Genomic DNA, 13,080 nt, shown 5'->3' on the forward strand with positions numbered 1-13,080 from the left:
TAACGTGACGATATGAAACGAGATAAGCTGCGCGTCGCAACCTACAACCTTCAGAAATGCGTGGGCCTCGACATGCGCCGGCGTCCGGACCGCTCGCTGGTGGTCATCGGAGAGCTCGATGCCGATCTGGTGGTCCTTCAGGAGGCCGACAAGCGCGTCCCCCCGCGCCCCGCCGCCCTGCCCCACGAGATGGTCGAGGCCGAGGGCTGGCGCATCGCCGACATGGGCCACCCGGCGAATTCACTGGGCTGGCACGGCAACGCGCTTTTGATGCGCGGCGATGTGGAGGTGCGCGAGACCGGCCGGATCGAGCTGCCGGGGCTGGAGCCGCGCGGCGCGATCCGGGTGGATGTCGAGACCCGCATCGGCCCGCTCCGGGTGGTGGGCACCCACCTCGCGCTGATGCGCCGCTTCCGGCTGCTGCAACTGGGCGCCATACGCCGGGCGCTGGAACGGCTGGACGAGATGCCCACCCTGATCGCCGGGGATTTCAACGAATGGGGCGACGCGCAGGGGCTGCAGAGCCAGCTCGGGCCCTACCGCATCCTGTCCTCCCGCCCCTCCTACCCCGCGCCGCGCCCGATCGCGGCCCTCGACCGCTTCGCCATCGGACCGGGGCTCAGGGCCTCGGTGCCCCGGCCTGTCACCGGACAACCGGCGCGGATCGCCTCGGATCACCTGCCGATGTGGACCGACGTGTCGCGGGAGTGAGGGCGGGCCGTCTGCGGTCCTCCCTTGCCGACATCCCCCGTCGTTTTGCTTGACCGGTTGCCCCATCCGGCTTGTAAGTGCTTCGTTTATCTTGTTAACCTTTACGTCAACAAATACGCGGGAGACGTCACGATGGATCGGGAACGCCAGCAGACGCTTGGATCGTCCGTATCCAAGGCCTCGATCTCGATCGTGCTGACGGACCCCACGGCCGAGGACAATCCGATCTTCTTCGTCAACGACGCCTTCCAGAGGGTCACCCTGTACAGCCGCGAATTCGCCCTGGGTCGAAACTGCCGCTTCCTGCAGGGTGAACAGACGGAGCCCGAGGTGCTGGACGAGATCCGGGCAGGGATCGCGGCCCGGAAAGAATTTCAGGTGACGATCACCAATCACAAGGCGGACGGCACGCCGTTCCGCAACCAGCTCCTGATTTCGCCGGTGACAGAGAAGGACGGCACGGTCTCGGCCTTCTTCGGGGTGCAGCGGGAACTGCACGGCGACAACGGCGGCCCCGAGCAGGACATCCAGGCGCTCGACCTTCTCCGCGAGCTGCAACACCGGGTGAAGAACCACCTCTCCATGGTCGTCAGCATGATCCGGATGCAGGCATCGCGGAAGGTCACGCCAGCCTCCGTCCAGGCCGTGGGCCGGCGGGTGGAAGCGCTGGCGCTGCTCTACGAGGAGATGTTCGACGCCACCATGGGCAGCGGCTCGGGCGAGACCATCCGCACCGGGGCCTACCTGAGCCGCATCGCCTCGGTCGTGTCGCGGATCGCCGGACAGAGCGCCATCCGCATCAACGTGGAATGCGAAGAGATCGACCTGCCGGTCGATCAGGCCGCCCGGCTCGGGCTGCTGCTGTCGGAACTGCTGACCAACGCGCTCGAACATGCCTTCAAGGGTCGCGACAAGGGCCTCATCGACGTGCGCTTCAAACGGTTGAGCGAAGGCGGCGTCCGCCTCACCGTCGAGGACGACGGCATCGGCCTGCCCGAGGGCAGCAACTGGCCCTATGAAGCCGAGACCGTCGAGGTCCAGCAGGAGCGCGCGGAGCGCTCGGACGGCACGCTGGACACCACCGGGCACGACGGCCATTCCGGCGTCGGCGGCACGATCATCACCGGGCTGACGCAGATGCTGTCGGCAAGGCTCGACGTGAACCGGGCGCTGCAGGGCACCATCGTCACGGTGGATTTCCAGCCCTCCTGACGTGCCATGGAGCGGAGGGGCCCGGAATACCGCGGCCGCCCCCTTGCCCCCCGCCCCCATCTCCGCGCATGGTCGCGGGAACCAAGACCGGGGCCCTCAATGACCATTCTCCAGATCGCCTCCCTGCTGATCGTGCTGGCCGCGACCTTCGGGGCGATCAACTATTTCCTGCTCAAGCTGCCGCCCTCGATCGGGATCCTCGTGGTTGCGCTGCTCGCCTCGCTGACGGTGCTGGGCCTCGACCTGCTGATCCCATCGACCCGGATCGCCGAGGACATCCGCGGCATCGTGCTGGGCATCGACTTCTCGGACGCGCTGCTCGACGGGATGCTGGGGCTGCTGCTCTTCGCCGGCGCGCTGCACGTCAAGGTGCAGGACCTGCGCGAACAATGGGCGGCCGTCTTCCTGATGGCCACCATCGGGGTGATGCTCTCGACCGCCGTGGTGGGCTTCGGCTTCTCGTGGATCACGGGCATGCCGCTCATCATGGCGCTGGTCTTCGGGGCGCTGATCTCGCCCACCGACCCGGTGGCGGTGCTGGGCGTGCTGAAGGCCGCGAACCTGCGGAAATCGCTCGAGACGCAGATCGCGGGCGAGAGCCTCTTCAACGACGGTGTGGGCTACGTGGTCTACCTGATCCTCGTCAGCCTCGCCTTCCCCGTGCTGGCGGGCGGCGGCCATGGCGAGGCGGATGCGGCGGGCGTGGGGTCGCTCTTCCTGCGCGAGGCGGGCGGCGGCGCGGTGCTGGGGGTGGTGCTGGGCTGGCTTGTCTTCCGCGTCATGCGGCATATCGACGATCCCTCGCTCGAGGTGCTGATCACCCTGGCGCTGGCCTTCGGCGGCTACGAGCTGGCCGTCGCGCTGCATGTCTCGGCGCCGATCATGGCGGTCTGCGCGGGCCTGCTGATCGGCGACGTCGGCGCGCGCCACGGGATGAGCGAGCAGACGCGCGAATACGTCGAGACCTTCTGGACGCTGATCGACGAGATCCTGAACGCGGTGCTCTTCCTGCTGATCGGCGTCGAGGTCTTCGCGATCGTCTTCGATGTCGACGATGTGCTGGCCGCCCTGATGGCGATCCCGCTGGCGCTGGCAGCCCGGCTCGCGGCGGTCGCGGTGCCCGTGCTGATGCTGCGCCCGTTCCGCGGCTTCGCGCAGGGCACGGTGCCGATCATGACATGGGGCGGGCTGAAGGGCGGGATCTCGGTGGCGCTGGCCCTGGCGCTGCCCGACAGCGACTGGAAGCCGACGATCCTGACCGCGACCTATTTCGTGGTGATCTTCTCGATCATCGTTCAGGGGCTGACCGTCGGTCGGCTGGCAAGCAAGGTGGGACGGGAACCGGAACTGGTATGAGGTGGATCATCCTGATGCGCGCCGTGAACGTCGGCGGGACCGGAAAGCTGTCGATGAGCGAGCTGCGGCAGGCGCTCGAGAAGGACGGGGCGGAGGCCGTCGCGACCTACATCCAGTCGGGCAACCTCGTCCTCACGCTCGACGAGCCGGACCCGCGCGCGGTCGAGGCGCGGATCGGCGCCCTGGTCGAGGCGCAGTTCGGCATCCGTCCGGGCGTGATGGCCTTCGCGCCCGAGACGATCGACGCCGCGCTCGACGGCACGCCCGGCCCGGAGCCGGACGAGCCGCAGCACATGTACATGCTCTTCTTCACCGGCACGCCGAACGCGGACGTGGCCGCGCGGCTCGAGGAGTTCTGCACGCAAGGGGAAGAGGTCATGCTGGGGGCGTCCTGCCTCTACCTGCATGCGCCGGACGGGCTCGGCCGGTCGAAGCTGGGCCGGAAGGTCGAAACGGCGCTCGGCTGCCCCGCGACCGCGCGGAACCTGAATTCGGTGCGGAAAGTGCGCGAGATGGTGTGAGGGGGGCGGCGGTGCGCCGTGGGCCCGCCGATCAGCCCTGCAACAGCGCACCTGTCCCAAATCGCCTTGCCCTTCCCCGGCGGAACGGGCACTTCTCTGGCGGCAGAGGAGTGCCCTGAATGACCACCGCCCAGACCCCGCCGGTACGGCAGCCGATTTCGGACACGTGGCGCGCGGTGATCTGGATGTCGGGCGCGGTCGTCTCGTTCATCTCCATGGCCATCGCGGGCCGGGCCGTCAGCTTCGAGCTCGACACCTTCGAGATCATGATGTGGCGAAGCTTCATCGGCGTGGCCATCGTCTGTGCCGTGCTCAGCGCGCGCAACCGCTGGCACGAGGTCTCGACCCGCCACATGGGGCTGCAGGTGGTCCGCAACCTCGCGCATTTCACCGGGCAGAACCTGTGGTTCTACGCGATCACGGTGATCCCCCTGGCGCAGGTCTTCGCGCTGGAATTCACCTCGCCGCTCTGGGTGCTGGTGCTCTCGCCGCTGGTGCTGGGCGAGAAGCTCACCCCCACGCGGGGTCTTGCGGCGCTGATCGGCTTCGCGGGGATCCTGATCGTCACCCGCCCCTCGCCCGCGACGCTGAACCTCGGCCTGCTCTGCGCCGCGGGCGCCGCCGTGGGCTTTGCCCTGACCGGCGTGCTGACCCGCCGGCTGACCCGGACGGTGAGCGTCTTCTGCATCCTCTTCTGGCTGACCGTGCTGCAGGCGATCTTCGGCCTGATCTGCGCGGGCTATGACGGCGACATCGCGCTGCCGAGCCTCGCCAGCCTGCCCTGGGTCGTGCTGATCGGCTGCGCGGGGCTGCTCGCGCATCTCTGCCTGACCACCGCCCTCTCGCTCGCCCCCGCGACGGTCGTGATGCCCATCGACTTTGCCCGCCTGCCGCTCGCCGCGATCATCGGCGCGATGCTCTATGCCGAGCCGCTCGATCCCTACGTCCTGCTGGGCGCCGCGGTGATCTTCGGCGGCAACTATCTCAACATATGGAAAGAGACACGTGCGTGATTGCACAGGGATCGGATTGCGGATCCGCCCGTGAAGGCGCTTGATGCCGCCATGCAGCAGAAAACCATCTCTCCGGCGGCCTGGGGCCAGCTCCTCCTTCTCGGCTTCATCTGGGGCGGGTCGTTCATCGCGATCCAGACCGCGGTGCACGAGGTCGGTCCCTTCACCTCGGTCCTGCACCGGACGTTCTGGGCCGCGCTGCTGCTCTGGGGCGTGGTCCTCGCGCTCAGGCTGAAGATGCCGCGGGACGCCGCCACCTGGGGCGCGTTCTTCGTGCAGGGCGGGCTGAACAACGTGATCCCCTTCACGCTGCTGGCCTTCGGCACGAAGCACCTCGAGACCGGGCTCGTGTCGATCTTCAACGCCTCGACGGCCGTCTTCGGCGTGCTGATCGCGGCCATCGTCTTTGCCGACGAGCGGCTGACCCTCCGCAAGGCGGGCGGCGTCGCCATCGGCTTCCTCGGCGTGGTCGTCGCCATGGGCACCGAGAACCTGCACGAGCTCGACCTGCGCTCGCTCGCGCAGCTCGCCTGCATCGGGGCGGCCTTCTGCTATGGCTGCGCGGGAAGCTGGGCGCGGTCCCGGCTCGGCCATCTGGAACCGCGGGTCGCGGCCACCGGCATGCTCACCGCCGCGACGCTGATGATGATCCCGCTGACGCTGATGTTCGAGGGGATGGTCAGCTTCGACCTTCTGCCGCAGACCTGGATCGCCATCGCCTATTACTCGCTGATCGCCACCGGCGGCGCCTTCCTGCTCTACTACTCGATCCTCGCCAAGGCGGGAGCCGGGAACCTGATGCTGGTGACGCTGCTGGTCGCCCCGATCGCCATCCTGATCGGCGCCGTGGTGCTGGGCGAGGCGCTGCATCCGCGCCATTACGCGGGCTTCATCCTGCTGGCGCTCGGGCTTGCCGTGCTGGACGGGCGCATCCTGAGCCTGCTCTCACCGGGGCGCCGCAATAGGGTTTGACCCCTTTCCCCCGAGCGCCTAACACCCTGCGGGCAAACGAGGGATGGCGATGATCTACGAAACGGCCGAGGACTGGCGCGCGGCCCCGCACAAGCGGGTGATGCTCTTCGGCATGTCCGGACTTGGCAAGACGCATGTCTCGACCCTGCTGCGCGACAGCGGCGAGTGGTTCCACTATTCGGTCGATTACCGCATCGGCACCCGCTACATGGGCGAGCACATCGCCGACAACGCCAAGGCGCATGCAATGAAGGTGCCGTTCCTGCGGGAGCTGCTCTTGTCGGATTCGATCTACATCGGGTCGAACATCACCTTCCACAACCTCGCGCCGCTCTCGACCTACCTCGGCAAGCCCGGCGATCCCGACAAGGGCGGCCTGCCCTTCGAGGAGTACATGCTCCGCCAGGCCCAGCACCGCGAGGCCGAGATCGCCGCGATGCGCGACACCGCGCATTTCGCCGCCCGCGCCGTCCGGCTTTATGATTACCCGCATTTCGTCTGCGACACCTCGGGCTCGATCTGCGAGGTCTGCGATCCCTTCGACCCGGCCGACCCGCTGCTGGCCGAGCTTTCGGAAACCGCGCTGCTGGTCTGGATCAAGGGCTCGGACGATCACACCGAAGAGCTGATCCGCCGTTTCGACCGGGCGCCGAAGCCGATGTATTACCAGCCGGACTTCCTGCACAGTTCATGGGCGGCCTATGGCGAGGAAACCGGCACGGCCCCCGAAAAGGTCGATCCCGACGCCTTCGTGCGCTGGACCTACGCCAAGGCGCTGGCCCATCGTCAGCCGAGATACGAGGCGCTGGCCCGTCGCGGCGTGACCGTGACCGCCGATGCCGTCGCCGCCGTTCGTTCGGCCGAGGAATTCAACGAGATGATCGCCCGCGCCCTTGAGGCGCGCTGAGGCGTCCACCATCTGAAACCGCAACCGACAGAGGCCTGACACGATGCCGATCAAGATCCCCTCCGACCTGCCCGCCTACACCGTGCTCACGCGCGAGGGCGTCATGGTCATGGACGAGGATCAGGCGGCCCGGCAGGACATCCGGGCGCTGCGCATCGCGCTGCTGAACCTCATGCCGAAGAAGATCCAGACAGAGATACAATTCTCGCGGCTGATCGGGGCGACGCCGCTCCAGATCGAGCTGTCGCTGATCCGGATGAGCGATCACCTGACCCGCAATACCGCCGCGGAGCACATGGAGGAGTTCTACCGCCCCTTCGCGGAGGTCGAGGCGACGGGCGAGAAGTTCGACGGCCTCATCATCACCGGCGCCCCGATCGAGCATCTGCCCTTCGAGGAGGTCACCTACTGGGACGAGCTGACCCGCGTCTTCGACTGGGCGAAGACCCATGTGCATTCCACCTTCGGCGTCTGCTGGGGCGGGATGGCGATGATCAACTACCTGCACGGCGTGCCGAAACACATGCTGGAGGCCAAGCTCTTCGGGATCTATCCGCTGAAGAACCTCGACCGCGCCTCGCCCTACCTGCGGGGCTTCTCGGACGCCTGCACGATCCCGGTGTCGCGCTGGACCGAGATCCGGCAGGCCGATCTCGACAAGGTGGAGGGGCTGCGGACCCTGCTCGCGGATGCCGTGACGGGGCCCTGTCTGGTGGAGGATCCGGCCAACCGGGCGCTCTACATCTTCAATCATTTCGAATATGACAGCGACACGCTGAAACAGGAATACGATCGGGACGTGTCTTCGGGAGAGCCGATCGAGGTGCCCGTGAACTATTACCCGAACAACGACCCGTCCCAGCCGCCGACGAACCGCTGGCGCAGCCATGCGCATCTGCTCTACGGCAACTGGATCAACCAGATCTACCAGACGACCCCGTTCGATCTCGATGCTATTGGCGCTTAGGATCCTCGCGGCCCTCGTCCTGATCGTCGCGGTGGTGGCCGTGGCGACATGGTGGCGCGCCTCGGCCCGGAAGGCCGCGGCGGAAGCGGCCTATCCGCCCGAGGGACAATTCGTGGCGGTGGAGGGCCATCCGGTCCACTACGTGCAGAAGGGCGCGGGCCCGGACGTGGTGCTGATCCACGGCGCCTCGGGCAACACGCGGGACATGACGTTCTCGTTCATGGACCGGCTCACCGGCCGCTACCGGGTCACGGTCTTCGACCGCCCCGGTCACGGCTACACGCCACGGCTTGCGCTCTCGGGCGTGACGGTCGCCGACCAGGCGGACCTTCTGCTGGGCGCGGCGGAGCAGCTCGGCGTCACCCGGCCCGTCGTTGTCGGCCAGAGCTTCGGCGGCGCCGTCGCCATGGCCTGGGCCGTCCGCCATCCGGAGCAGACGGCGGCCGTCGTCTCCATCGCCGGGGCCACGCATCCGTGGGAGGGCGCGCTCGACAGGCTCTACGCCACCGTCGCCGCGCCCTGGATCGGGCGGCCGCTCGCGTGGCTGATCTCGGCCTGGGTGCCCATGGGATACGTCGAATCCCAGGTCGAGGGCGTCTTCACCCCGCAGACCGAACCGGAAGGCTACGCCCAGCAGATCGGGCTTGGCCTGATCATGCGGCCCGAGAACCTGCTCGCCAATGCGCACCAGAGGACCGACCTGCGCGAGGAGCTGCGCGTGATGCGTCACGAATATCCGGACCTCATGATGCCGATCGAGATCCTCCACGGCACCGCCGACGATATCGTCGGCCTCGAGGTCCATGCCGAAAAGCTGGCGCAAGAGGCCCCCGACGCCCATCTCACCACGCTGCCCGGCATCGGTCACATGCCGCACCACGTCGCGCCCGGGGCGGTCGAGGCTGCCATCGACCGGGCTGCCGCAAAGGCCGGATTGCTATAGCCCCTGCCCGGCTCCATATTACGGGAAAAGAGGAATTCCCGCATGGACCTGCCTTTCGACGGCGCGATCACCGAGTACTTCGAGAAAGACGCGCCCAACGAGATCCGCAACGCGATCAAGCGCGCCGACAAGGACGACATCATCGGGTCGGGCTTTCCCTATTCCGAGCGGATGAACCGGAAGACCTACGACAAGGATCTCGAGGCGCTCCAGGTCGAGATGGTCAAGTTGCAGGCCTGGGCGAAGGAAACCGGCGCGCGCATCGCCTGCGTCTTCGAAGGCCGCGATGCCGCCGGCAAGGGCGGCACGATCAAGCGTTTCCGGGAGTATCTCAATCCCCGCGGCGCCCGCGTCGTGGCGCTCGGCAAGCCGACCGAGACCGAGGCGCAGCAATGGTATTTCCAGCGCTACATCGAACACCTCCCCTCGGGCGGTGAGATCGTCTTCTTCGACCGCTCCTGGTACAATCGCGGCGTGGTGGAGACGGTGTTCGACTTCTGCACGGCCACGGAGCGCGAGCATTTCTTCAACCAGGTCCCCCAGTTCGAGAGGATGCTGGTCGACGAGGGCATCCACCTCTTCAAGTTCTGGCTGAACGTGGACCGGGCCGAGCAGCTGCGCCGCTTCATCGACCGCGAGCGCGACCCGCTGAAACAGTGGAAACTGTCGTGGATCGACGTCGAGGGGCTGAAGAAGTGGGACGAATATTCCGCGGCGATCGTCGAGACGCTGGAGCGCAGCCACACCGAGCACGCGCCCTGGACCGTGATCCGCTCGGACGACAAGCGCCGCGCCCGGCTCGCGGCGCTGCGCCGGGTGCTGCACGCGATCGACTACGACCGCAAGAACGAAAAGGCCATCGGCAAGCTGGATCCGCAGATCTCGGGCGGGCCGGACCTCTGGGATGAATAAGAAGCGCGGCTATCACCACGGCAACCTCCGGCAGGCCCTGGTCGAGGCGGCGCTGGCCCTGATCGAGGAGAAGGGCCCGACCGGCTTCACCCTGTCGGAGGCGGCGAAGCAGGCCGGCGTCACCCCGGCCGCCGTCTACCGCCATTTCGAGGGGCGCGAGGACCTGATCGCCGAGGCCGCGCGACAGGGCTACGAGATCTTCTCGGACGTGGTCGAATACGCCTACGAGAAGGGCCAGCCCTCGGCGCTGGCGGCCTTCGAGGCGACGGGGCGCGCCTATCTCGCCTTCGCGCGGAAGTATCCCGGCCATTACATCGCCATGTTCGAAAGCGGGATCTCGGTGAACCGCACGCCCGAGCTGGCCGCCGTGTCGCGCCGGGCGTGGAACGTGCTGGAGAAGGCCGCGGCCGACCTGTCGCAGCACATCCCCGAGGGCAAGCGCCCGCCCGCCTCGATGTTCTCGGCCCATATCTGGGCGATGTGCCACGGGGTGGTGGAGCTGTTCGCCCGGAACTCTCCGGGCACGCAATCGCCCTTCCCGCCCGAGGACCTGCTGGAAAGCGGCATCGGCATCTACCTGCGCGGGCTGGGGCTGATCGCCCCGGACGCGGAGGGGCATTAACCGAACCTGAAGGACTGCGATGGCAGGCTGGGAGGGAATGCCCAGCACGGAGGTCCCGCATGTTCGCCCCCTTCCTCGCCCCCCGGCCCGCCCCGGCCGCGGACGTGAAAAAGGCCGCCCCGGGGGACGGCCTTTTCCGCAAACCTGTCGAAACGGATCAGCGCTTCGAGAACTGGAAGCTCCGGCGCGCTTTCCGCTTGCCGTATTTCTTCCGTTCCACGACGCGGCTGTCGCGGGTCAGGAAGCCTGCGGCCTTGAGGGCCGAACGCAGGGACGGATCGTAAAGCTGCAGCGCTTTCGAGATGCCGTGCTTGACCGCACCGGCCTGGCCCGAGAGGCCGCCGCCCGCGACGGTCGCCATCACGTCGAACTCGCCTTCGACACCGGCAACGGTGAAGGGCTGCTTCAGGATCATCTGGAGCACCGGGCGGGCGAAGTAGGTGTTCATTTCCTTGCCGTTCACGGTGACCTTGCCGGAGCCCGGCTTGATCCAGACGCGGGCGACCGCGTCCTTCCGCTTGCCGGTCGCGTAGGAGCGGCCCAGCTCGTCACGGACGGGCTCACGCGAGGCTTCGGCTTCGGCGACGACGCCACCGATATCCTCGGTCACGGCGCCTTTCAGCTCTTCGAGCGAATTGATCTGGTCGGCCATCATGCGCTCCGCGTGTTCTTGGCGTTCATGGATTTCACGTCGAGCACTTCGGGCGACTGCGCCTCGTGGGGGTGCTCGGCGCCGGCGTAGACGCGCAGGTTGGTCATCTGCTTGCGGCTCAGACGGTTGCCCGGGAGCATCCGCTTGACGGCCATGGTGACCAGACGCTCGGGGTGTGCCCCGTCGAGGATCTGACCGGCCGAGCGCGACTTGATGCCGCCCGGGTAGCCGGTGTGCCAGTAGTGGTTCTTGTCGGTGCGCTTCTTGCCCGTCAGCTGGACCTTGTCAGCGTTGATCACGATGACATTGTCGCCCATGTCCATATGGGGCGTGAAGGTCGGCTTGTGCTTGCCGCGCAGCCGCGTGGCGACGATCGAGGCAAGACGGCCCAGCACGATGCCCTCGGCATCGATGATGATCCATTTCTTGTCGATGTCTGCCGGGGTAGCGGTAAAGGTTTTCATGTCGCTTCCTGAGACGTGGAATTCGGATTGCGCTGTTCTAAGCATTTCCCGCGCACGGTCAAGCGGCGTGAACCGGATTAAATCACGCGATTTCAAGCGCTTGCAAAATAGGTATAAAAATACCCCACAAACTCGGCCCTTCGCGACCCTCCCTGCGCCCGCCGGCATGCGGACACGCCGCGCGCCGGTGCCGTTTCGCCGCCGCCTCGCCCCGCTCCGCCCTGTGGCGGGGGTGTCCGGAAACGGCGCATGGCGCCTCTGCCCCTCACGACATGCAACGCCGAAATCCGCGCCGCCAGGGTCCGCCGTGCGCCGCGGCGGGCCTCACCGCTCCGGCGGGATCGAATAGGTCAGCGTCGCGCGCGCCACCGGCTCCGACTGCCCCTCCGACCGGATCAGCACGTCGCCGACGGCCAGCACGCGGCCCAGCTTCAGAAGCCGGCACTCCGCGATCAGGTCCACGCCCGCGGCGGGCTTGCGCATGAAGTCGATCGAGCAATTCGTGGTGACGGCCAGCGCCTTCGGCCCGATCATCGCCAGCAGCGCGAGGTAGACGGTGACATCGGCCAGCGCGAACATCGTCGGGCCCGAGATCGTGCCCCCGGGCCGCAGGTGGCGATCGTCCACCGGCAGGCGCACGGTGATCTCCCTGTCGCCGACGTGATCCACGACATAGCCCCGCGCCTGCGCGAACTCTGCCGCGATGAAGTCATGCAGCGCCGCGATATCCATCTGCACCGTCATTCTTTCCCTCCCTGCAATGCGGGCCTAGAGTTCCCGTAAAGGCTAGGGAGGCACAAGATGGCAATTCTGGAACGTCACGACACCGGCGCGATCGCCCATCTGAGGATGAACGCGCCCGAACGGCTGAACGCGCTCTCGGACGCGATGCTCGAGGCGCTGCGATCCGAACTCGACCGGTTGCGCGAGGATCGCGCGATCCGGGTGGTGATCCTGTCCGGCGCCGGCAAGGCCTTCTGCGCGGGTCACGACCTGAAGGAGATGCAGGCCGGCCGGCAGGCCGAGGACGGCGGCGCGGCCTATTTCGCCGACCTCTTCACCCGCTGTTCCGCAGTGATGCGGGCGATCCGCACCCTGCCCCAGCCGGTCATCGCGCGGCCGCACGGCATCGCGACCGCGGCGGGCTGCCAGCTGGTCGCCTCATGCGACATGGCGGTGGCGGCCGAGGGCACGCGCTTCGGGGTGAACGGGGTGAACATCGGGCTCTTCTGCTCGACCCCGATGGTCGCGCTGTCGCGCAACATCCCCCGCAAGCAGGCGTTCGAGATGCTGACCACCGGCAGTTTCATCGACACCGCGCGCGCGCTCGAGCTGGGGCTGATCAACCGCGCGGTGCCCGAGGAGGTGCTCGAGGCCGAGACGATGGCGCTGGCCGAGACGGTTGCCGGCAAGCTGGGCTCGGCCGTGCGAATCGGGAAGGAGGCGTTCTACGCCCAGCTCGAGATGGGGCTCGACGAGGCCTATGGCTACACCGGAGAGGTCATGGTGCGGAACATGCTGGACCGGGACACCGAGGAGGGCATTTCCGCGTTCCTGGAAAAGCGTCCGCCGGAATGGCGGCAATAATCCGCTCACCTTTTTGCCGCAAATGCGCGGTGCGCGTGGCGAAGATCACGAAATCGCCGCAATGTTTTCGCGCCCCGGCATGAGCTTACTCAACCTTTACACGAACCTGAAACCAAATGTGGACGGCCGGCCCAGCTTTTGCCCCATTTGCCAACGGTTTGAATTGAGCGCAGGGTCGAATTGCGACGACGTTTTGACGACAGTGGGTCACCGCACGCAAGCAGTCCCTCCGGGCCGCTCT

Annotated in this window: 15 protein-coding genes; 12 read left to right on the forward strand and 3 right to left on the reverse strand. The window is 67.2% G+C overall.

Annotated features, from left to right (window positions below):
• The first annotated feature begins 12 nt into the window (after nucleotides 1-12).
• The 11 genes from Q344_RS0106135 (at nucleotide 13) to Q344_RS0106185 (ending at nucleotide 10,136) form a co-directional block, all read left to right on the forward strand.
• Entirely contained in the window at nucleotides 13-711 is a 699-nt protein-coding gene (locus Q344_RS0106135; protein ID WP_028285923.1) for an endonuclease/exonuclease/phosphatase family protein, read from the forward strand.
• Nucleotides 712-843: 132 nt separating this feature from the next.
• A complete protein-coding gene (locus Q344_RS0106140; RefSeq protein ID WP_028285924.1) occupies nucleotides 844-1,923 on the forward strand; it encodes a PAS domain-containing protein in 1,080 nt (359 codons plus the stop codon).
• A 99-nt stretch (nucleotides 1,924-2,022) separates the two neighbouring features.
• Entirely contained in the window at nucleotides 2,023-3,279 is a 1,257-nt protein-coding gene (locus Q344_RS0106145) for a cation:proton antiporter (RefSeq protein WP_028285925.1), read from the forward strand.
• Nucleotides 3,276-3,800: a DUF1697 domain-containing protein gene (locus Q344_RS0106150; protein ID WP_028285926.1), complete on the forward strand. Its 525-nt coding sequence runs from the start codon at nucleotides 3,276-3,278 to the stop codon at nucleotides 3,798-3,800. Before Q344_RS0106145 ends, Q344_RS0106150 begins: the two co-directional genes overlap by 4 nt.
• Before the next feature lie 119 nt (nucleotides 3,801-3,919).
• Complete coding sequence (locus Q344_RS0106155; RefSeq protein ID WP_051630308.1) at nucleotides 3,920-4,813, forward strand: DMT family transporter; 894 nt, start codon at nucleotides 3,920-3,922, stop codon at nucleotides 4,811-4,813.
• A gap of 51 nt (nucleotides 4,814-4,864) precedes the next feature.
• Nucleotides 4,865-5,785 carry a DMT family transporter gene (locus tag Q344_RS0106160; protein ID WP_036538792.1) on the forward strand — a complete coding sequence of 307 codons (921 nt, stop codon included), beginning with the start codon at nucleotides 4,865-4,867 and terminating at the stop codon, nucleotides 5,783-5,785.
• A gap of 49 nt (nucleotides 5,786-5,834) precedes the next feature.
• Entirely contained in the window at nucleotides 5,835-6,692 is an 858-nt protein-coding gene (locus Q344_RS0106165; RefSeq protein WP_028285929.1) for a hypothetical protein, read from the forward strand.
• Nucleotides 6,693-6,735: 43 nt separating this feature from the next.
• On the forward strand, nucleotides 6,736-7,659 hold the full coding sequence (locus tag Q344_RS0106170; protein ID WP_028285930.1) for a homoserine O-succinyltransferase: 924 nt from the start codon (nucleotides 6,736-6,738) through the stop codon (nucleotides 7,657-7,659).
• Nucleotides 7,643-8,602, forward strand: coding sequence for an alpha/beta fold hydrolase (locus tag Q344_RS0106175; protein WP_084178310.1), 960 nt, complete (start codon nucleotides 7,643-7,645; stop codon nucleotides 8,600-8,602). Before Q344_RS0106170 ends, Q344_RS0106175 begins: the two co-directional genes overlap by 17 nt.
• A 42-nt stretch (nucleotides 8,603-8,644) precedes the next feature.
• Nucleotides 8,645-9,514: a polyphosphate kinase 2 gene (ppk2, locus tag Q344_RS0106180; RefSeq protein ID WP_028285932.1), complete on the forward strand. Its 870-nt coding sequence runs from the start codon at nucleotides 8,645-8,647 to the stop codon at nucleotides 9,512-9,514.
• Nucleotides 9,507-10,136 (forward strand): TetR/AcrR family transcriptional regulator, encoded by a 630-nt coding sequence (locus tag Q344_RS0106185; RefSeq protein ID WP_028285933.1) that lies wholly within the window; start codon nucleotides 9,507-9,509, stop codon nucleotides 10,134-10,136. The genes ppk2 and Q344_RS0106185 overlap by 8 nt, the downstream gene beginning before the upstream one ends.
• Nucleotides 10,137-10,293: 157 nt before the next feature.
• On the opposite strand, the gene rpsI is transcribed toward Q344_RS0106185, so the two are convergent.
• The 3 genes from rpsI to Q344_RS0106200 form a co-directional block, all read right to left on the reverse strand.
• A complete protein-coding gene (gene rpsI / locus Q344_RS23190) occupies nucleotides 10,294-10,788 on the reverse strand; it encodes a 30S ribosomal protein S9 (RefSeq protein ID WP_036538381.1) in 495 nt (164 codons plus the stop codon).
• Entirely contained in the window at nucleotides 10,788-11,252 is a 465-nt protein-coding gene (rplM, locus tag Q344_RS0106195) for a 50S ribosomal protein L13 (RefSeq protein WP_028285935.1), read from the reverse strand. Before rplM ends, rpsI begins: the two co-directional genes overlap by 1 nt.
• Before the next feature lie 324 nt (nucleotides 11,253-11,576).
• Complete coding sequence (locus Q344_RS0106200) at nucleotides 11,577-11,996, reverse strand: PaaI family thioesterase (RefSeq protein WP_028285936.1); 420 nt, start codon at nucleotides 11,994-11,996, stop codon at nucleotides 11,577-11,579.
• Between the two features lie 57 nt (nucleotides 11,997-12,053).
• Here Q344_RS0106200 and Q344_RS0106205 point away from each other — a divergent pair, with 57 nt between their 5' ends.
• Nucleotides 12,054-12,839, forward strand: coding sequence for an enoyl-CoA hydratase (locus tag Q344_RS0106205; RefSeq protein ID WP_028285937.1), 786 nt, complete (start codon nucleotides 12,054-12,056; stop codon nucleotides 12,837-12,839).
• Nucleotides 12,840-13,080: the final 241 nt, after the last annotated feature.

Origin of the sequence: Pseudooceanicola nanhaiensis DSM 18065 (genome assembly GCF_000688295.1) — a bacterium.
GTDB lineage: Bacteria > Pseudomonadota > Alphaproteobacteria > Rhodobacterales > Rhodobacteraceae > Pseudooceanicola > Pseudooceanicola nanhaiensis.

What these genes read in the sequence shown, in the direction of transcription:
- Q344_RS0106175 (WP_084178310.1), top strand. Translation starts at nt 7,643, where the DNA reads ATGCTATTGGCGCTTAGGATCCTCGCGGCCCTCGTCCTGATCGTCGCG.
- rpsI (WP_036538381.1), bottom strand. Translation starts at nt 10,788, where the DNA reads ATGGCCGACCAGATCAATTCGCTCGAAGAGCTGAAAGGCGCCGTGACC.
- Q344_RS0106170 (WP_028285930.1), top strand. Translation starts at nt 6,736, where the DNA reads ATGCCGATCAAGATCCCCTCCGACCTGCCCGCCTACACCGTGCTCACG.
- Q344_RS0106205 (WP_028285937.1), top strand. Translation starts at nt 12,054, where the DNA reads ATGGCAATTCTGGAACGTCACGACACCGGCGCGATCGCCCATCTGAGG.
- Q344_RS0106185 (WP_028285933.1), top strand. Translation starts at nt 9,507, where the DNA reads ATGAATAAGAAGCGCGGCTATCACCACGGCAACCTCCGGCAGGCCCTG.
- Q344_RS0106135 (WP_028285923.1), top strand. Translation starts at nt 13, where the DNA reads ATGAAACGAGATAAGCTGCGCGTCGCAACCTACAACCTTCAGAAATGC.
- Q344_RS0106150 (WP_028285926.1), top strand. Translation starts at nt 3,276, where the DNA reads ATGAGGTGGATCATCCTGATGCGCGCCGTGAACGTCGGCGGGACCGGA.
- Q344_RS0106140 (WP_028285924.1), top strand. Translation starts at nt 844, where the DNA reads ATGGATCGGGAACGCCAGCAGACGCTTGGATCGTCCGTATCCAAGGCC.
- rplM (WP_028285935.1), bottom strand. Translation starts at nt 11,252, where the DNA reads ATGAAAACCTTTACCGCTACCCCGGCAGACATCGACAAGAAATGGATC.
- Q344_RS0106200 (WP_028285936.1), bottom strand. Translation starts at nt 11,996, where the DNA reads ATGACGGTGCAGATGGATATCGCGGCGCTGCATGACTTCATCGCGGCA.
- Q344_RS0106145 (WP_028285925.1), top strand. Translation starts at nt 2,023, where the DNA reads ATGACCATTCTCCAGATCGCCTCCCTGCTGATCGTGCTGGCCGCGACC.
- Q344_RS0106160 (WP_036538792.1), top strand. Translation starts at nt 4,865, where the DNA reads ATGCAGCAGAAAACCATCTCTCCGGCGGCCTGGGGCCAGCTCCTCCTT.
- Q344_RS0106165 (WP_028285929.1), top strand. Translation starts at nt 5,835, where the DNA reads ATGATCTACGAAACGGCCGAGGACTGGCGCGCGGCCCCGCACAAGCGG.
- Q344_RS0106155 (WP_051630308.1), top strand. Translation starts at nt 3,920, where the DNA reads ATGACCACCGCCCAGACCCCGCCGGTACGGCAGCCGATTTCGGACACG.
- ppk2 (WP_028285932.1), top strand. Translation starts at nt 8,645, where the DNA reads ATGGACCTGCCTTTCGACGGCGCGATCACCGAGTACTTCGAGAAAGAC.